The sequence below is a fragment of the Micrococcus terreus genome (assembly GCF_900116905.1).
Classification (GTDB): Bacteria; Actinomycetota; Actinomycetes; order Actinomycetales; family Micrococcaceae; genus Citricoccus; species Citricoccus terreus.
Genome location: NZ_FPCG01000004.1, coordinates 215,268 through 233,631, shown reverse-complemented (window position 1 = coordinate 233,631; position 18,364 = coordinate 215,268). Strand labels below are relative to the sequence as shown.

The 18,364-nt window shown below is 69.1% G+C and carries 16 protein-coding genes; 10 read left to right on the top strand and 6 right to left on the bottom strand.

Annotated elements, in window-relative coordinates; translation table 11 throughout:
• The first annotated feature begins 14 nt into the window (after window positions 1–14).
• The gene (locus BM355_RS06925) at window positions 15–1,436 is read left to right on the top strand and encodes a mycothione reductase (protein WP_091696495.1); all 1,422 of its coding nucleotides are present in this window, start codon (window positions 15–17) and stop codon (window positions 1,434–1,436) included.
• 90 nt (window positions 1,437–1,526) lie between these two features.
• On the opposite strand, the gene BM355_RS06920 is transcribed toward BM355_RS06925, so the two are convergent.
• Window positions 1,527–3,344: an AMP-dependent synthetase/ligase gene (locus BM355_RS06920; RefSeq protein ID WP_091696493.1), complete on the bottom strand. Its 1,818-nt coding sequence runs from the start codon at window positions 3,342–3,344 to the stop codon at window positions 1,527–1,529.
• A 191-nt stretch (window positions 3,345–3,535) separates the two neighbouring features.
• Here BM355_RS06920 and BM355_RS06915 point away from each other — a divergent pair, with 191 nt between their 5' ends.
• Window positions 3,536–4,633: an ROK family protein gene (locus BM355_RS06915; RefSeq protein WP_143109439.1), complete on the top strand. Its 1,098-nt coding sequence runs from the start codon at window positions 3,536–3,538 to the stop codon at window positions 4,631–4,633.
• On the opposite strand, the gene BM355_RS06910 is transcribed toward BM355_RS06915, so the two are convergent.
• Both BM355_RS06910 and BM355_RS06905 read right to left on the bottom strand, forming a co-directional pair.
• On the bottom strand, window positions 4,572–5,018 hold the full coding sequence (locus tag BM355_RS06910) for a hypothetical protein (RefSeq protein ID WP_091696487.1): 447 nt from the start codon (window positions 5,016–5,018) through the stop codon (window positions 4,572–4,574). The genes BM355_RS06915 and BM355_RS06910 overlap by 62 nt on opposite strands.
• Window positions 5,015–5,824, bottom strand: coding sequence for an alpha/beta hydrolase (locus BM355_RS06905; RefSeq protein ID WP_091696484.1), 810 nt, complete (start codon window positions 5,822–5,824; stop codon window positions 5,015–5,017). The genes BM355_RS06910 and BM355_RS06905 overlap by 4 nt, the downstream gene beginning before the upstream one ends.
• Before the next feature lie 105 nt (window positions 5,825–5,929).
• On the opposite strand from BM355_RS06905, the gene BM355_RS06900 reads away from it, so the two are divergent.
• Both BM355_RS06900 and BM355_RS06895 read left to right on the top strand, forming a co-directional pair.
• Complete coding sequence (locus BM355_RS06900) at window positions 5,930–6,709, top strand: lysophospholipid acyltransferase family protein (protein ID WP_091696482.1); 780 nt, start codon at window positions 5,930–5,932, stop codon at window positions 6,707–6,709.
• Between the two features lie 94 nt (window positions 6,710–6,803).
• A complete protein-coding gene (locus BM355_RS06895; RefSeq protein ID WP_091696479.1) occupies window positions 6,804–8,210 on the top strand; it encodes a class II 3-deoxy-7-phosphoheptulonate synthase in 1,407 nt (468 codons plus the stop codon).
• A 68-nt stretch (window positions 8,211–8,278) separates the two neighbouring features.
• On the opposite strand, the gene BM355_RS06890 is transcribed toward BM355_RS06895, so the two are convergent.
• Together BM355_RS06890 and BM355_RS06885 are read right to left on the bottom strand one after the other, a co-directional pair.
• Window positions 8,279–10,519, bottom strand: a complete 2,241-nt coding sequence (locus BM355_RS06890; RefSeq protein ID WP_091696477.1) for a Stk1 family PASTA domain-containing Ser/Thr kinase — start codon at window positions 10,517–10,519, stop codon at window positions 8,279–8,281.
• 48 nt (window positions 10,520–10,567) lie between these two features.
• Window positions 10,568–11,902 carry a lytic transglycosylase domain-containing protein gene (locus BM355_RS06885; protein ID WP_091696475.1) on the bottom strand — a complete coding sequence of 445 codons (1,335 nt, stop codon included), beginning with the start codon at window positions 11,900–11,902 and terminating at the stop codon, window positions 10,568–10,570.
• A gap of 403 nt (window positions 11,903–12,305) precedes the next feature.
• Here BM355_RS06885 and BM355_RS06880 point away from each other — a divergent pair, with 403 nt between their 5' ends.
• A complete protein-coding gene (locus BM355_RS06880; protein ID WP_091696720.1) occupies window positions 12,306–12,644 on the top strand; it encodes an Rv2175c family DNA-binding protein in 339 nt (112 codons plus the stop codon).
• A 26-nt stretch (window positions 12,645–12,670) separates the two neighbouring features.
• Here BM355_RS06880 and BM355_RS06875 read toward each other — a convergent pair whose 3' ends face one another.
• Window positions 12,671–13,771, bottom strand: a complete 1,101-nt coding sequence (locus BM355_RS06875) for a polyprenyl synthetase family protein (protein ID WP_245760649.1) — start codon at window positions 13,769–13,771, stop codon at window positions 12,671–12,673.
• A 114-nt stretch (window positions 13,772–13,885) separates the two neighbouring features.
• On the opposite strand from BM355_RS06875, the gene dinB reads away from it, so the two are divergent.
• The 5 genes from dinB to ftsL all read left to right on the top strand — a co-directional run bounded on the left by dinB (window position 13,886) and on the right by ftsL (window position 18,319).
• Window positions 13,886–15,133: a DNA polymerase IV gene (gene dinB / locus BM355_RS06870; RefSeq protein WP_091696472.1), complete on the top strand. Its 1,248-nt coding sequence runs from the start codon at window positions 13,886–13,888 to the stop codon at window positions 15,131–15,133.
• A gap of 78 nt (window positions 15,134–15,211) precedes the next feature.
• A complete protein-coding gene (locus BM355_RS06865; RefSeq protein ID WP_091696470.1) occupies window positions 15,212–15,595 on the top strand; it encodes a DUF3040 domain-containing protein in 384 nt (127 codons plus the stop codon).
• 431 nt (window positions 15,596–16,026) lie between these two features.
• Window positions 16,027–16,458: a division/cell wall cluster transcriptional repressor MraZ gene (gene mraZ / locus BM355_RS06860; protein WP_091696467.1), complete on the top strand. Its 432-nt coding sequence runs from the start codon at window positions 16,027–16,029 to the stop codon at window positions 16,456–16,458.
• 209 nt (window positions 16,459–16,667) lie between these two features.
• Entirely contained in the window at window positions 16,668–17,663 is a 996-nt protein-coding gene (gene rsmH / locus BM355_RS06855) for a 16S rRNA (cytosine(1402)-N(4))-methyltransferase RsmH (protein WP_091696465.1), read from the top strand.
• A complete protein-coding gene (ftsL, locus tag BM355_RS06850) occupies window positions 17,660–18,319 on the top strand; it encodes a cell division protein FtsL (RefSeq protein WP_143109438.1) in 660 nt (219 codons plus the stop codon). The genes rsmH and ftsL overlap by 4 nt, the downstream gene beginning before the upstream one ends.
• Window positions 18,320–18,364: the final 45 nt, after the last annotated feature.

Sequence of the window (18,364 nt, the reverse complement as noted above, 5' to 3'; positions counted from 1 at the left end):
ACTAGGGTTGACCTATGAGCACCCACTCCTTCGATCTGGCGATCATCGGCTCCGGTTCCGGCAACTCTCTGGTCACTCCCCACTGGGACGACCGCCGGGTGGCGATCTTCGAGGCAGGGGTCTTCGGCGGCACCTGCTTGAACCGAGGCTGCATCCCCACCAAGATGTACGCCTACCCTGCACAGTTGGCCGCCTCACCGGCAGAGGCGGCTCGGCTGGGGGTGGACCTGCGCTACCAGGGAACGGACTGGACGGCGCTGCGCGACCGGATCTTCAGCCGGATCGACGCCATCTCCCGCGGTGGACGGACGTACCGGGCGGAGACCCTGGAGAACACCACCCTGATCGAGGACGAGGTCCGCTTCGCTGACCAGCACACTCTGGTCACCGCCTCCGGGGAACGGATCCAGGCCGAACAGATCGTGGTCGCGGCAGGATCGCGTCCCCGCCTGCCCCAGGTGCCGGGCATCGAGCTGCCGCAGGTGCACACCTCGGACACGTTCATGCGCATCGCCCGACTGCCAGAACGCCTGGTGGTCGTCGGCGGTGGGTACATCGCCGCCGAGTTCGCCTCGGTGTTCTCCGCACTGGGGACCACCGTCGTGCAGGTCAACCGCTCGGAGCGGCTGCTGCGCCATCATGATGAGACCATCTCCGAGCGGTTCACCCAGCAGGCCCGCAGTCAGTGGGAGCTCAAGACGGGGTGGGAGCTGGCCGGCGTGGAGGACGGCCTGAACGGGTGGGTCTCTGTGCAGTTCACCGGTCCCACGAACACCGGGTTCAGCGTAGACGCCGACGCCGTGCTGGTGGCCACCGGGCGGATCCCGAACAGTGACCGGCTGGACCCGGAGGCCGCCGCCCTGGACCTGCACGAGGACGGACGCCTGGTGGTGGATGAGTATCAGCGGATCCTCTCCGGCGGCGAGCCCGTCCCCGGGCTGTGGGCGCTGGGTGACATCTCCAGCCCATGGCAGCTCAAGCACGTGGCCAACCACGAACAGCGCCTGGTCTCCCACAATCTGGAGCACCCGGAGGACCTGCGGCGCAATGACCTCGGTCCGGTGCCCGCCGCGGTCTTCGCCCGGCCGGAAGTGGCTTCGGTGGGGCTGACCGAGGCTCAGGCCCTGGAGCAGTTCGGGGCTGACCGGATCACGGTGAAGGTCCAGGGCATGGGGGACGTCGCCTACGGGTGGGCCATGGAGGACAGCCAGGGTCTGTGCAAGATCATCGCCGACCGCCAGGACGGGACGCTGCTCGGCGCGCACCTGATCGGCCACGACGCCTCGAACCTGATCCAGCCCCTGGTCCAGGCGATGAGCTTCGGGCTGACCGCACATCAGATGGCCCGCGGGCAGTACTGGCCCCACCCAGCGCTGTCCGAGGTCATCGAGAACGCCCTGCTGGGGCTGGCGGTTCCGGACAGCGGGCTGCTCTGAACCACCGGCACGACGACGGCCCCGCACCGATGGCCATCTGGTCACCGAGGCGGGGCCGTCCTGGTTGAGCGTGGAGCCCTCAGTCGCGGCTCACTGCGGCTTGGGCGCGCTGTAGATCTCCTCGACCAGGTCCTTGAAGTCCTCCATGACCACGTTGCGCTTGAGCTTGAGCGAGGGCGTCATCTGACCGGACTCCACGGTGAAGTCCACCGGCGCGATCCGGAAGGCGCGCACGGACTCGGCCTTGGACACGGACTGGTTGGCCTTGTCGATCACCGACTGCACGTGGTCCTTGACGGCCTGGTTCTCGGCCAGCTCCTCCACCGGGGTGTCCGCCGGGATCCCGTGCTGCTGCAACCATCCGCCGATCGTCTCGCCGTCCAGGGTGACCAGGGCCGCCACGAACGGTCGGTTGTCGCCGACCACCATGACCTGGGAGATGATGGCGTCGGCGCGGATCTGGTCCTCGAGCTGGGCCGGGGCCACGTTCTTGCCGCTGGCGGTGACGATCAGCTCCTTCTTCCGGCCGGTGATGGTCAGGAAGCCATCCTCGTCCAGGGCGCCGATGTCCCCGGTGTGGAACCACCCGTCCACGATCTCCTGCTCGGTGACGTCAGGCCGGTTGTGGTACCCGCGCATCAGGCAGACGCCGCGGGCCAGGACCTCGCCGTCGTCGGCGATCTTCACGCCGTTGCCCGGGAGGGGACGTCCAACGGTGCCGATCTTGACCTTGGCCGGGCTGTTGACGGTGACCGGAGCCGTGGTCTCGGTCAGTCCGTAGCCCTCCATGATGTTCACCCCGATGCCGCGGAAGAAGTGACCCAGGCGTGCGCCCAGCGGGCCGCCGCCGGAGACGGCACTGGTGACCTTGCCGCCCATGGCCTCCCGGATCTTGCCGTAGAGCAGCTTCTCGAACAGGGCGTGCTTGAGCTTCAGCCCCAGCGGGACCTTGCCGTCCTGCAGCGCCGTGGAGTAGTCGATGGCGGTCTGGGCGCCGGCGGCGAAGATCTTGCCCTTGCCGCCGGCCTCGGCCTTGAGCATGGCGGAGTTGTAGACCTTCTCGAACACGCGGGGCACGGCCAGCAGGAAGGTGGGCTGGTAGGACTGCAGGTCCGGGACCAGCTGCTTGACGTCCGCGGTGTGGCCGACCTTGGCGCCGGCGGCCACGGAGACGATCGCGATGAACCGGGCGAACACATGCGCCAGGGGGATGAACATCACGGTGCTGGCGTCGTGGTGGAGGACCTTCTTGAGGTCACTGTTGATGGCCTGCAGGCTCAGCTCCACGAAGTTGCCGTGGGTCAGCTCGCAGCCCTTGGGCTTGCCGGTGGTGCCGGAGGTGTAGATGATCGTGGCGATCTCGTCCAAGCCGGCCCGGGACCGGCGCGACTCCATCTCGGCCTCCTCGGGGCCCTGGTCGGCCAGTGCGCGGAGCTCGTCCAGCCCGCCGCCGTCCATCTGCCAGATCCCCACCAGGGGGTCCAGCTTCTCCTGGCGCACGGCGGTGTCCACGACCTTCTGGTGCCGAGGGTTCTCCAGGATGACCGCACGGACATCGGCATCGGAGACGATCCAGGCGACCTGGCTGGGGGAGGAGGTCTCATAGATCGGCACCGTCACGGCTCCGGCGTACCAGATCGCGAAGTCCATCAGTGTCCACTCGTAGCGAGTGGCGGCCATGATGCCCACGCGGTCGCCGACGTTGATGCCGATCGCGGCCAGACCTCGGGCCAGGGTCTTCACATCGGCCTGGAACTCCTCTGCGGAGACATCGGTCCACTCTCCCTCGGTGAGCTGACGGCCGAAGAGGGGACGGCGGCGGTCCTCCTGGACCTGAGTCTCCAACAGGTCGGTGATGTTCATGTCCCGGGGGACGTCCACCACAGGCGGGACGATGATTTCCTTCACGGTGCGGCTCCTCAGTCTGACGGTTGCCCAGGTCATGGCAGAGTGGATCTGCAGGCGCAGGAGGCCTGCTCGGCAGGGGGGGTGCCGGGTTCACTCACACTACCTGGTCTGTTCCTACGGGTGTGTGCTGCACCACACTCTACTGGCCGGTAACTAGCGGTGCCACCGCGACGCACGGAAGTGATCACCCTGTGACCAGAACAGCGCCACCGCACGGACCGGGTCCCATCCCGGACCGTGGCATCGCCGCCGCGGCGATCGGGCTCGATGTCGGAGGGGGGTCCATCAAAGTCGGGGCCGTCCTGCAGGACGCGGCAGGCCGACTCCACGCCGCCCACCGCTGGCCAGGTCTGGAGCACCTGCAACCACGGCGGGTGGGTCATCGTTCCCTCGGACTCTCCGACGCCGCCGACCTCGACCAGCTGTGCGCCGCCACGGCGCAGCGGATGGCGGCTGAGCTGGCGCACTGCATCCCACCGGTCCCGATGGGGTGGGGTGTCGCGGCAGCCGCCTGGATCCGTCCCGACGACGGCCACAGCGTCTTCAGTCCCCACTTGACTGCGTGGCGGGACCACCCGGTGCGCGCAGCGCTCACCACAGCGGTCACCTCCCAGCCCGGGCCACTGAGGACCGCCCCGGCTGTGGCGAATGACGCGGACGCCGCAGCGTGGGCCGAGGCACGGCTCGGAGCAGGGGCCGACCCGCTTCCGCAGCTCGGTGACATGCCGAGGCGGCTGGTGTTCGTGGCCATCGGCACCGGAATCGGTGGCGCGCTGATCCGAGACGGCGTGCTGGAGACCGGTGCCCACGGCATGGCGGGGGAGTACGGCCACATGACTCTGGACCCCTCGGGTCCGCCGTGTGCCTGCGGCGGAGCCGGCTGCTGGGAGACACTGGTCTCGGCCTCAGCCCTGGCTCACCGAGCTGGACGCACCTCAGCTCGGTCCGTCCTCGATGATGCTCTCGCGGGTGACCGGCGGTGTGAAGAGGCCCTGGTTGAGACCGGCCGGTGGCTGGGCAGGGGGCTCTCGGTGCTGACTGCGGCCCTGGACCCGGATCTGCTGGTGATCGGCGGCGGAGTCTCCGTGGGAGGCGAACTGCTGCTGGGGCCGGCTCGGACCGAACTGGAGCGTCTTCTTCCCGGTCGCCGTCACCGCAGCGCACCAGCCGTGGTGGGCGCCCGCCTGGGCAATGATGCCGGGTGGCTGGGAGCCGCCGGGCTGGCGTTCAGACCCGAGCGCCGTCGTCGGGACCCTGATCTCGGCGATCCCTCTCCCGCGGAAGGGTGAGGAACAGACCTGCCGCACCGGCCACGAAGACGGCGATCAGCACCCCGACCATCACGGCCGGCATGCCTCGCCAGAGGACCGACGCCAGCAGCAGCACGGCCGGTGCACCGGCCACGGCCACCATGCTCAGCACCACCGCAGGACGTCCCGACCCCAGTGCGGGGGGATCCGGCGGCACGAAGTCACCGGTGTCCTCTTCCACCGCATAGTCACGTGGTCCCCAGGAGCGCGGGGTCGGCACCGGGCCGGCCGCGGCTTCCGTGGAGTCATCCAGGGTGATCCCCGAGCTGCCCCTGGCATCCTGCCAGGGGCCGAACCCTGCCACGATCTGCTCGAACTGGCGGTCCACCTCCTCCGGGGTGGGACCCTCCGGGCGCTCGCTCATGCTCTGGGCCCCTGGACCGCGCGATGTGCACGTGAGCCGAGCAGTCCGGCGATGAACCGCACGGACTCCTCGTGGATCAGCGGCGCATCCCAGTCCAGGGTGGCCACGTGGAAGGAGTTGTACAGCGGGCGCACCGTCAGCAGCCCGGGGCTCAGGCCCTGGCCCAGAGCGGTGATGGAACGTGCGGGCACCACATGATCCGTCCGCGAGGCGAAGGCCAGGACGGGGGAGTCGATCCGGGGCAGGCCGCGCCGTGCAGCGGCCTGGATCCGGCCCAGCTGCGCCACTGCGGCCACTGGTGTGCGGGGGTAGGCGTGCTCGCTCACACCGGGCCGGACCAGGTCATCGGCGATCGGGGCGACCGAACGCACCAGATGCTTCAGGGCCGGAGCCAGGGGCGCCAGCGGTGAGGCGAAACGCAGGGCGGGATTGACCACGACCGCGGCGGTGACCGGTCGATGTGCGGCGGCATCCAGAGCCAGGGCGCCGCCCATGGAGTGTCCTGCCACCGCCACGTCCTCGTGGTCACGCAGCAGCTCATCCACGGTCCTGCGGGCTGCGGCCCGCAGGTCCTCGGCGCTCACTGACTCCAGGTCCTCCCAGCGCGTCCCGTGACCGGGCAGCAGGGGGACCTCCACCCGTGCGCCGGCATCGGCTAGGGCCTGTGCCCAGGGAGCCACGGAGTGAGGGCCCGAGGTGAACCCGTGGAACAGGGCGACGGCGGCGCCGGCCAGCGGCATGCCAGCCTGGGCGCGCCGCTCGATCGGAAGGCCTGGGACGGAGAGGGGCTGTTGGCTGACAGGCATGGGCACAGCCTAACGGGGTGTGCCCAGCGTGCACTGAAGTCCCTAGAATGTCCGTGGTCCGCCGCACGGACCGCCGCGCCCCCATCTGAGAGGACCTCACCCACCGTGTTCTACTGGTTCGCCAAGACCTTCGTGGTGGCACCTGTGACCCAACTGCTGTTCCGACCCTGGGTGAAGGGGCTGGACAACATCCCGGAGCAGGGCGGGGCCATCCTGGCCAGCAACCACCTCTCGGTCTCCGACTCCATCTTCATGCCGGCCCAGCTCTCCCGTCAGGTGCACTTCCTGGCCAAGAAGGAGTACTTCACCGGCACCGGGGTCAAAGGGGCGCTCACCCGCAAGTTCTTCGAGGCCACTAACCAGCTGCCCATGGACCGCTCCGGCGGTTCGGCCTCCCTGGCATCGCTCCATTCAGGACTGGAGGTCCTCAAGGACGGAGGACTGCTGGGCATCTATCCCGAGGGCACCCGCAGCCCGGACGGTCGGCTCTACCGAGGCAAGCTGGGGGTGGCCAAGCTCGCCTTGGCCGCGCAAGTCCCGGTCATCCCCATCGCCATGATCGGCACGGACAAGGTCCAGCCGATCGGGCGCACCATCCCCAACATCCGCCGCGTGGGTATGATCTTCGGTCAGCCCCTGGACTTCTCTGAGCACTACGGCAAGCTCGGTGATCGGTTCGTGGAACGTCAGGTCACCGATCAGGTGATGGAGGCCATTCGGCGGCTCTCCGGTCAGGAGTATGTGGACGTCTACGCGGCCACTGTCAAGAACGGGGGCGCCGGCGCGCCCACCGCCAGCGCCGCCCCGCCGGCCGTGCCGTCCGTCACGGAGCTGCCCGACGGCGACGCCGCGCCTCCCAGCGCCGATGACCGGCCGTCGTCGTGACGGGTGTCACCTTCATGACGTGACCGGGCCGGTTCCGCGTCATGCGGGGGTCACGGGACACCCGGCACCTCGGCGATTCCGTAGCCTGGAGCGCATGATCTTCGACTCCACTGCAGACATCCAGGCCTTCGGCACCGCCACGTCCAACGGCGCCGCTGACTATCCCGGCCTGGACCAGTGGCGCGAGCTGCCCATCAGTCAGCAGCCGGCCTGGCAGGACCATCCGGCCTTCGACTCGGCCGTGGCCGAGCTCTCGGCCCTGCCCCCGCTGGTGTTCGCCGGCGAGGTGGATGTGCTGCGCCAGCGACTGGCCGCCGCCGCCAACGGTGAGGCCTTCCTGCTGCAGGGTGGGGACTGCGCCGAGACCTTCGCCGGGGCCACCGCCAACAAGATCAGTGCCCGGGTCAAGACCATCCTGCAGATGGCCGTGGTGCTCACCTACGGTGCCTCCCTGCCCGTGATCAAGATGGGCCGGATGGCCGGCCAGTTCGCCAAGCCCCGTTCCTCGGACACCGAGACCCGGGACGGCGTGAGCCTGCCCTCCTTCCGCGGGGAGATCGTCAACGGATTCGACTTCACCGAGGAGTCCCGCCGCCCCGATCCCCAGCGCATGGTCACCGCGTACCACACCTCCGCGGCCACCCTGAACCTGGTGCGCGCCTTCACCCAGGGCGGGTTCGCCGACCTGCGATCCGTGCACTCCTGGAACCAGGGCTTCACCCAGAACCCGGCTCACGTCCGCTACGAGGAGATGGCCGGGGAGATCGACCGGGCCGTACGCTTCATGGACGCCGCCGGCGTGGACTTCGAGGCGCTGCGCCGCACCGAGTTCTTCGCCGCCCACGAGGCACTGCTGCTGGACTACGAGCGGGCGCTGACCCGGCTGGACTCCCGCACCGGTCTGCCCTACTCCACCTCCGGCCACTTCCTGTGGATCGGAGAGCGCACCCGCGACCTGGACGGGGCCCACGTGGACTTCCTCTCCCGCGTGCGCAACCCGATCGGCGTGAAGCTGGGCCCCACCACCACGCCGGACGATGCCCTGGCCCTGATCGACAAGCTGGACCCCGAGCGTGAGGCGGGCCGACTGACCTTCATCTCGCGCATGGGCGCCGGGAAGATCCGCGAGGCCCTGCCGCCGCTGGTGGAAGCCGTCCGAGACTCCGGCGCGAAGGTGGTCTGGGTGACCGACCCCATGCACGGGAACACGGTCACCGCCCAGAACGGCTACAAGACCCGCCGCTTCGACGACGTCATGGACGAGGTCCGCGGCTTCTTCGAGGTCCACCGCGCCGCCGGGACCTTCCCGGGCGGACTGCACGTGGAGATGACCGGCGACGACGTGGCCGAATGCCTCGGCGGATCCGATCCGGTGGACGAGGCGGCCTTCGCCGACCGTTACGAGTCGCTGTGCGACCCTCGGCTGAACCACCAGCAGTCCCTGGAGATGGCTTTCCTGGTCACCGAGGCGCTCTCTCACCCGGAGCGCTCAGCCCGCTGACGGAGTCCGTGCCGCCCGGCATCCTCCGGGCGGCACGGCAGCGGGTCGGTCTGCACGGCTGTGCTCGGTCAGAAGACCAGCAGGTGCACGGTGGAGCCCTCTTCGGCCTCCGTGCCGGCATCCGGGTTCTGCGACCGCACCCGGGATCCGTCACCGAAGACATCGCCCAGGATGGTGGTCTCCTCCACCTGGAAGCCGGCATCCTCCAGCAGCTGACGCGCCTGCTCCAGGTCCAGGTCGGTCAGATCGGGGACCTCGACCAGGCGCGGTCCCAGGGACTCGGTCACCTGGACCGTCTCGCCCGGGCGCAGCTGGCCCTGAGCCGGATCCTGCGCGCTGATCCGGCCAGCCTGTACCTCGGTGGAGTGCTCCGAGCCGGCCACCTCCAGATCCAGTCCCAGCTGCTCCAGGGCCTGAGTGGCCTGGTCCACGGTCAGACCGGTCAGGTCGGGGACGGTCACCGGCTCGGGGCCGTCCGAGAGGACCACGGTGACCCGGTGGTCCCGGCGCAGCTCGGCGCCCGGGGCGGGATCCTGATCGAGCACGAGTCCTTCGTCCACGGTGTCCGAGTGGGCGTGGGTGACGGCTCCGAGCCGCACCCCTGCTGAGCGGAGCCGTTGACCCGCCTGCTGCTGTGTCATCCCGGAGACATCCGGGACGGCGAACAGCTGAGGACCCTGAGAGAGGGTCACCACCACTGTGGTCAGGCGGCGGACCTCCGTGCCGGCCACCGGATCTGTCTCGATCACGCTGTCCTCGGCGACGAGATCGTGATGCGCTGCGGTGAGGGTGTAGCCCACCCCGAGGTCCTCCAGCTGCTGGACGGCTGAGACTCGGCTGCGCCCCGCGACATCCGGCACCGTCACGATCCCGCCGGGGCCCGAACCGAAGTACCAGCCCAGCAGAGACAGCAGGCCGGCCAGGATCAGCAGCACGGCTCCCCAGATCCACCACCGGCGAGGCGAGGTCTGACCCAGGTCCTCCGTGGGGGTTCGCGCCGCCCGCGCCGCCTGGCGTCTCTGCTGCCGCGTTGACGGAGCCCGGTCCGCGCGATCGGCGGCAACGGGCAGCAGCGGTCCTGCGGGCGCACTGTCCTGCGTGCGGTCCGCTGAGGTCTCCACGGCTGGAGATCGCGGGCTGTGCTCCGGACGCGCGGGCAGTGGCACGGTCCGTCCGTTCGGCTCCGCTGCAGGCCGAGGGATGGTCGTGGTGGTCTCAGGGTCCAGGGCGACGGTGGAATGCACACCGATCACCTCGGTCTGATCCGGGCCGAAGGCCTCGGTGCGGTCAGGGTCGTCGACCTCATCGAGGTCGTCATCGTCGCGGGGGTGAACCGGTGACGCGCCCAGGGCGACTGTGGTCGCCTCGCCGGCGGGGCCGTCGTCGGGAATCCCCGGGGAGGCCGGTGCGGTGGCGAGCACCGCACCCTCGAAGTCCAGGTCCTCATCGGCCAGGGCCATCCGGATCTGACGCAGCTCGGTGAGCAGCGCTCCGGCATCCGCCGGTCGGTCCTGGGGCTCCTGGGCGGTGCACCACAGGACCAGCTCATCCAGATCCTCGGCCAGTCCTGGTGCGACCTCAGACGGCGCCGGGACCTGATCGTTGATGTGCTGGTAGGCCACCTGGATGGGGGAGGCGCCAGTGAAGGGCTGGCGCCCAGTGAGCATCTCGTAGAGCATGATGCCCACCGCATAGATGTCCGAGCGTTCATCCGCCGGAGAGCCCTTGACCAGCTCCGGGGAGATGTAGGCGACGGTTCCGACCAGGGTGGCGCCGGTGCCGGTGTGGTGCGTGGCCGCGCGGGCCAGGCCGAAGTCAGCGACCTTGATCCGGCCGTCCCGGGACACCAGCACGTTCTCCGGCTTCATGTCCCGGTGCACGAGGCCGGCCGCATGGGCCGCCGCCAGTCCGTCCACGATCGCGTCCAGATAGGCCAAGGCGATCCGAGGCGTCAGGGCCCCCTGCCGCTGGAGCACCGTGCGCAGGGTGTAGCCGGGCACATATTCCATGGCCAGGTAGGCGATCTCACTGTCCGAGCCGTCCGCGCGGTCCACACCCTGGTCCAGGACGTTGACCACATGCGGGTGGGAGAGTCGGGCGGCGGTCTTGGCCTCCAGTTCGAACCGGGCCACCAGTGCGGGGTCCTCGGCCAGGTGGGGGTAGAGCACCTTCAGTGCGACCTCACGGTCCAGGCGCAGGTCCACGGCGCGGTACACCGTGGACATGCCGCCACGGGCCAGCCGGGCGCGCACATCGTACCGTCCGTCCAGGACGGAACCGATCAGGGGGTCGGTCCGGTGTTCACTCACCGTTCCAGGGTAGACGGGCCGTCACGGCTGGACGGGGAGGCCGAACCGTCAGAACTGCTGCATGAAGCGCTTGACCTTGGCCACGTACTGCCGGGTGTCCGGGTACATGCCGTGGCGACGCACGCCGGCCGCACCCTGGTAGTAGGAGGCGATGCCGATGTCCATGTCCGGGCTGGTGCGCTGCAGATGACGGATGATGGCCACCCCGGCGGTGACGTTGTCCTGGGGATCGAGCAGATTCAGTTCACGTCCCACCATCTGGGAGGCCCATTCGCCCGAGGAGGGGATGACCTGCATGGTGCCGATCGCGTTGGCGGGGGAGACCGAGGCATGGTTCAGGCTGGACTCGGCCATGGCGTGTCCCAGCGCCAGCCGGGGGTCCACGCCCATCTTGCGCGCGGTGTCCCGGATCAGGGCCACGGTCTGTGCCCGCGATGGGATGGGGGAGTCCAGCAGGGCGCGCTTGTTCTGATTCGCCGAGGCGACCACATGGTCCGGATACCGGTAGTGGAGGAACGTGCTGGGGACCAGCTGCTCCTTCTGGGGCTTGCTCTTCGGCTTCGCGGACGAGGTGGAGGAGGCGCGTTCCACGGATGCTCCGCCGGAGAGTCGCAGCACCGTGCCCGGGTGGATGATCGCGGACCGCTTCAGACCGTTGGCCGAGAGCAGGTCCTGAAGGCGCATCCCGTGCCGAGAGGCGATGCCGGAGAGGGTGTCGCCGCGCTTGATCGTGTACGTGGCGGGCGCGGCGGCCTGAGGCGAGCGGGTCGTGGCGGCGGCTGCCTTCGCCGGAGAGGCCGCGGCCAGCTTCAGGACCTGGCCGGGACGGATCAGCGAGCTGCGGCCCAGGTCGTTGGCCGACTGCAGGGTCGCGACGCTGACGCCGTGCCGAGCGGCGATGTGCGACAGGGTGTCACCCGCGCGCACCGTATGGGTCTTGACGGCGGCCTGGGTCGGCGCGGCGGCCGGCCTGCTCCGGTCGGTCTTCGTGGAGCCGCGGGTGGGCGCCGGCTCGGCCAGCTTCAGGACCTGACCGGGGTGGATGATCGAGGTCCGCTTCAGGCCGTTGGCCTTCATCAGGGTGCTCAGGCTCACGTCGGTCCGCAGGGCGATGTGCGAGAGGGTGTCCCCGCGTCGGACGGTGTACGTGGCTCCGCTGCGGGCCGTCGGCACGGGGAGTGCGGACAGGGCTCGCGGAGCGGACAGCTGCGAGGGGATGGAGCCACTGGTGTGGATGGTCTTCGAAGCCACGGTCCGGGGGGCCTGCGGTGCAGCCGCTGCCGGACCCGCCATGACAGCGGAGCCCAGGACGACCAGGGACAGGGTCGATCCGGCGACGGCCGTGGTGAGCAGGCGCGATGCACCCTGGGCGTGGTCAGTCATGTGGTTCCTCTGCGATGGGCGTCACTGTGTGGCTCGGCCTGCTGTGGTCCCCGGCCCGCAGGGCTGATCCGGATCGACGGATGATAACGGGGCATAACCCGGATTCTCCGCCGACACACAATGACTGTGATGTAAATGTGACGTAGGAGAACCTACCGGAGAGTTCGTCGCCATGCTCAGTCAGAAGATAACGATAAGGTCACAAGCGGCGCGTCACGCGGGGTGTTGTCGTCATAGGATGCCGTGGGTGCCAGCTGGGCGGACGTCCTTCCGGAATCCTGCCGTGATCGATCTGTGACCGGTGAACATGATGGGTCGGTAGGCTGGAGGCGTGAGTCCTGAACAGAGCAGCGCAGCCGTCCCCGCCGATCGACCCGCCGGTGCGGAGGGCGCCGAGACACCTCTGGCCGATCTGGTCGGAGAGTGGGTCACCTTCCCTGATGTCGCTGAGCGGTGGGACATGCCCGTGACCCGCGTGCACAACCTGGTCGGGGACAGGAGGCTGCTGGCGGCCAGAATCGGCGAAGTCCGCTCCATCCCCGCCCTGCTGCTCGGTGAGGGCGGACCGCTGGAGTCGTTGCGGGGAACGGCAATGGTCCTGCAGGACGCCGGGTTCACCGATGAGCAGGCTATCCGGTGGCTCTTCACCCCGGATGACACGCTTCCCGGCCGACCCATCGATGCCCTGAGGGACGGGCGCAAGACCGAGATCCGCCGTCGGGCCTCAGCCCTGGGCTGGTAGTCGGAGTCAGCCCCGCATCACGGCGGTCAGTGTCTGCGGCTCAGGATCCGCTGGGCCAGGTCGCTGAGTCCCTCGTGCACGGTGGCGGGGACCTGCAGCTCAGACAGGGCGGCCACGGCCTGGCCCCCGAGGTCGCTCACCTCCGCCTCCACGCGTGCGCGCGCACCGCTGTGCTCCAGGAGCTCCTGAAGCCGCGCGACCTGGTCGGCGCTGAGCTGTGGATCACCGAGCCGCGCATCGAGTTCGGCACCCTCGTCGGGGGAGAGCAGGTCCATGGCGTGGGCCACGAGTTCGGTGCGCTTGCCCTCCCGCAGGTCATCCCCGGCCGGCTTGCCCGTCACCTCCGGATCGCCGAACACTCCCAGCAGGTCGTCCTGCAGCTGGAAGGCCTCGCCCAGAGGGAGGGAGAACGCGTCATAGGCGCTCAGCAGTGTCGGCTCCGCGCCGGCGAGGATCCCGCCGAGGGCCAAGGGGTGCACGGTGGAGTAGTGGGCGGACTTGAAGCGGAGGACCGTCCTGGCCCGGTCCAGCGCGACCTGTGGGTCCTGCGCAGGGATCTCCACTTCATCCAGCACATCCAGGTACTGGCCGACCATGACTTCGAACCGCATGGTGTTGAAGCGTTCCCGTGCCGCCGGCCCGGTGCCCACGCTCTCAGCGGCCTCGGCGAAGAGCTCCTCGCTCAGGGCCAGGCAGAGGTCTCCGGTCAGGATGGCCGCGGCCACACCGAAATGGGCGGGGTCCTGGCGCCAGCCTGAACGGCGATGCAGAGACTCGAAGGATCGGTGCACGCTCGGAGCGCCGCGGCGGGTGTCCGAGCGGTCCACCACGTCGTCGTGGATCAGTGCCGCCGCCTGGAACAACTCCAGTGCCACGGCCGCATCGAGGATCCCGGGATGATCGGGCTCGCCGCCGGCTCCCTGCCAGCCCCACCAGCACAGCAGCGCCCTCATCCGCTTGCCGCTGGCCGAGAGCCGGGCGATGGACTCGACCATGGGCCGGGCTGAGGCGGAGATCGTCTCAGCTCGCTGCAGATGAACGTCGAGGACTTCCGCCAGGCGCCGTCCGACCGCCTCGACGAAGACGGCATCGGATGAGGTGCTCTGGGACTGCAGGGGGACGGGCACTGGTCTCCTCAGAGGTGGGGTGTACGTTGCCTCCAGCGTAGGCGAGACGCGCACGGTCGCCCACGAGTGTCCGGAGCGGGGCCCGGCGACGGCGCGGGGTCCTAGTCTGGACAGATGCACGACGACGGCCACTCACCTCACGGGGCGGCGCACCTGTCCTGGGGCGCGGTGATCCTGCACGTGGACATGGACGCCTTCTTCCTCTCCGTGGAGCTGCTGGAGCGCCCCGACCTGCGGGGGCGCCCGTCGCTGGTCGCGCACCGGGGCGGCCGATCCGTGGTGCTCTCGGCCTCCTATGAGGCGCGGGAGTCAGGGATCCGCTCGGCCATGCCGTTGGCCCACGCTCTGGCCCGGTGCCCCGGTGTGGAGGTGATCGAGCCTGATCACCGGAAGTACACGGCGGCGTCAGCCCGGGTGATGGAGGTCTTCTCCGAGGTCACTCCCTGGGTGGAGCAGCTGAGCATCGACGAGGCCTTCCTCGATGTCAGCGGAGCGAGGCGACGGCTGGGACCACCCGCCCGCATCGGTGCGATGATCCGCGCCGAGGTGCGTCGGCGGACAGGGCTTCCGTGCACGGTCGGTGCCGCACAGACCAAGTCAGTGGCCAAGATCGCCTCCACACGCGGCAAGCCCGATGGGCTGCTGATCGTCCCTCCCGCGCGCACCCAGGAGTTCCTGGACCCGCTGCCGGTCTCCGCCCTGTGGGGGGTCGGACCGGTGTTGGAACGGCGATTGGTCGATGCCGGGCTAACGCACGTGGGACAGATCGCCAGACAGGATCCTGCTCGCATGCGACGATGGCTGGGCCGCCAAGGGCCGGCCCTCGTGGAGCTGGCCCGCGGGATCGACCCCCGGCCGGTGACCCCTGACCACGAGACCAAGTCGATCGGGGTGGAACGGACCTTCGAGACGGACGTGACCGAGCCCGATGAGCTGCACCGAGCCCTGCTGGGTCTGGCCGATGAGTGCGCGAGGCGCCTGCGCCGAGCGGGGCTGCGCGCCGGGGGAGTCGCCCTGAAGGTCAAGGCACCGGACATGAGTGTGCGGACACGCGCAGCCACGCTGTCCGCCACGGCGGACACCGCCGGTCGCCTCGCTGAGGCCGGGCAGCAGGCCCTGGATGAGCTGCTTCGCGCTCGCCGGCATCCCGTGAGGCTGCTGGGCATCCGAGCGGAACGGCTCGCCGCGGACACCGAGCCGTTCCAGGCCAGCCTCCTCGACGATGATGAGGCCGGCGGTGCCGCGGCCTGGAGTGATGCTGAGCGGGTGGCCGATGACATCCGGCGTCGTTTTCCCGGGGCGGCTGTGCGGCCGGCCAGCCTGTTGGGACATGAACTCCCAGAGCGCCCGCGTGATCTGTGACCTCAGCCGCCCCACCCGTCTGGCGGCACCTGCCTCAGGCCCGTATCCTGGAGGTCCGGGTCCACAGAGGAGGCAGCCATGCCATTGTCTGAGCGGGAGCAGAAGCTCCTGGAGCAGCTGGAGCAGCAGCTGAGCGCGGATGACCCGCGCTTGGCCAGCAGCATGAGTGAGACGGGACGTGCTGGCTTCTCCACGCGCCACCTCGTCTTCGGTGCCGTCGCGGCTGTGGTCGGTCTCGGCGTCCTGCTCTGGGGTGTCTCCGCTCAGCTGATCTGGCTCGGGCTCATCGGGATGGCCGTCACTGCCACCGGGATCTATGTCGCCACCACTCGTCCCCGCGCTCAGCGGAACCCCGACTCCACGGACGGACCGGCGCGCCAGCCTGCCGGAGCACCGCGGTCCAGCTCCTTCATGGACGGACTGGAGCAGAAATGGGACGAACGGCGTCGGCAGGAGCCCTGACCCCAGGGAGCGGTGACGATTCCGGCGCTGCTCACCACTGGTTGAAACCACTGAACAAGGCCTCGCTTCGGCGGGGCCTTCGTCATGTCTGGATCCTGTCCCGGGACGGCCCTCCTGAGCCTCCACATTCCTCCCTCCACCTCACTCCACCCTCGTCTCCGCCCGCCGAGATGAGGGTGTCTGCGCTGCGACGCACCTGACTCACGGTGGCCCTGATGTCGCGGACAGGTCAAGGTCCCCACCTGCCCTCCACTGTCCTCCACCCCTGCTCTGCCCTGTGATTTCGGGGGAGTGCGGGCACTCCCTCTGCCTCGCTTGCCGGCCGTGGTGTTGACGGTGGAGGGAAGTGGGGTAATGTGGAGGACAGCAGAGGACGCTGGTGCAGCGGAGAGGTGCGGGACTCCTCTCAGAGAGTGAAGGCAGGTGGGCCCATGTTCTTGGGCACCTACACGCCGAAGCTCGACGAGAAGGCCCGGCTGATCCTTCCCGCCAAGTTCCGTGACGAACTGGCCGACGGGCTGGTCCTGACACGAGGACAGGAGCGGTGCATCTATGTCTTCAGCACACGTGAGTTCGAGAGGGTTCACGAGCAGATGAGGTCGGCACCGCTGTCCTCACGCCAGGCACGGGACTACATCCGCGTCTTCCTCTCCGGTGCCTCCGACGAGACGCCGGACAAGCAGGGGCGGATCACCATCCCGGCTCCGCTGCGCAGCTATGCGGGGCTGGACCGAGAGGTGACGGTGATCGGAGCCGGCACACGAGCAGAGATCTGGGACTCAGTGGCCTGGAACTCGTACCTCGAGGAGCAGGAGAACTCGTTCTCCGAGACCGATGAGGATGTCATCCCCGGCATCTTCTGAGATCAAGCCCCTCATAACTGAACAGCACGGACCTTTGAATGAGACCTCCAGCCGCACCGTGGCCGGACCTGACCCGACTTCCCCCGGGCCAGGCACGGACACACCGCGCGGATGGGGATCTGATCCAAGGGTCCTCTGCTTTCCAGGGCCCTCACGTCCCTGTCGTCGACCCACCACCCACACTGCCCACACTGCCTCAGGAGCGCGAGATGACGAGCGAACGTCCCACTGCAGACCGTCACGTGCCGGTCATGCTCGAGCGCGTCCTGGACCTGATGGCACCCGGGCTGGAAGCAGCGCGGGCGGCAGGTCGGACACCCGTGGCCCTGGACGGGACGCTCGGCATGGGCGGTCACACGGAGGCGATCCTGCGACGCCACCCGGACACGATCGTGGTCGGGATCGACAGGGACACCCAGGCGCTGCGCCTGGCCACCGAACGACTCAGCTGGGCAGGGGACCGGCTCCGGACCTGGCACGGCACCTATGACGAGGTGTCCGAAGCCCTGGCCGACGCCGGGGTGGAGGGCGTCGACGCAGCCCTCTACGACCTCGGTGTCTCCTCCTATCAACTGGACGAACGTGAACGAGGGTTCGCCTACTCCTACGATGCTCCACTGGACATGCGGATGGACCCCACTGCAGAGCTGACCGCCGAGACCGTGGTCAACACCTATCCCGAAGCCGAACTGCGCCGGATCATCCGCAGCTGGGGCGAGGAGAAGTTCGCAGGACGGATCGCCGCGGCCATCGTCCGGTCCCGGGCAGAGGAGGCGTTCTCGAGCACGGGACGGCTGGTCGAGGTCATCCGTGGTGCGGTCCCGGCTGCCGCCGGCAAGAGCGGCGGGCATCCTGCGAAGCGGACCTTCCAGGCCCTGCGCATCGAGGTCAATGAAGAGCTGGATGTGCTCGAACGGGCGCTTCCGGAGGTGATGTCCCGGCTGAATGTGGGAGGTCGCCTGGTGGTGATGAGCTACCACTCGCTCGAGGATCGCATCACCAAGAGGCAGATGACGGCCTTGGCCACCTCGACGGCGCCCCCCGGTTTTCCGATCGAGCTGGAGGAGCACGCGCCGGTGGTCAAGATGCTCACGCGCGGCGTGGACAAGCCCACACAACACGAAATCGAAGAAAACCCTCGCGCCTCATCGGCAAAAGTGCGTGCGCTTGAGAAGATCAGAACATCACCAAGGAGCTCAGCATGACCGCACAGCCACATCGCCCTGCCATGCAGCAGCCGAACCTGACCGACGGCAGCGCCGCCCGTCAGCTGACACCGGCTGCTCCTTGGCGACCCGCAGCACCGTCCGAGTCGGGCAGCTCCACGCGTCGTCGCACGCCGCTGTCCGTGGTGCCTGCTCCGCTGCCGAAGACCGGCCGGGGCTTCATCGCCCTGTGCGCCATGATGCTGATCGCAGCTCTGGGCGTGGTGCTGGCGGTGAACATCACCGTCTCCAACCGGCAGTACGATCTGGTGACCCTGCGCGCTGAGCACACGGACCTGACACAGACCAATGAGCGGCTGACCCAGCAGGCCGAACACCTGGCGGCGCCGCAGAATCTGGCGGCCCAGGCCTCGAGCCTGGGCATGGTGATGCCAGGGGACATCGCAGCGATCGATCTGGGCACCGGCGCGGTGACCGGACAGGCCACCGCCGCTGATGCTGAGAACAAGCCCACGGACTTCGTGGCAGCACCCTCGGTGCCGCATGGTCCGAACCAGGCGGGAGCTGAGCCGGACGAGAAGCCCACCGCTCAGGACGAGGCCGCGACGCCGGCTCCTGCTGAACCGGAGTTCGACCCGGCCGAGCTCAACGGCGGCAGCATCCCGGCTCCTCAGCTCCAGACTCCGGGCCGCTGAAGCCTGAGCCGGCAGCGCGGAACCCCCTCCTGACATCCCCTCCAG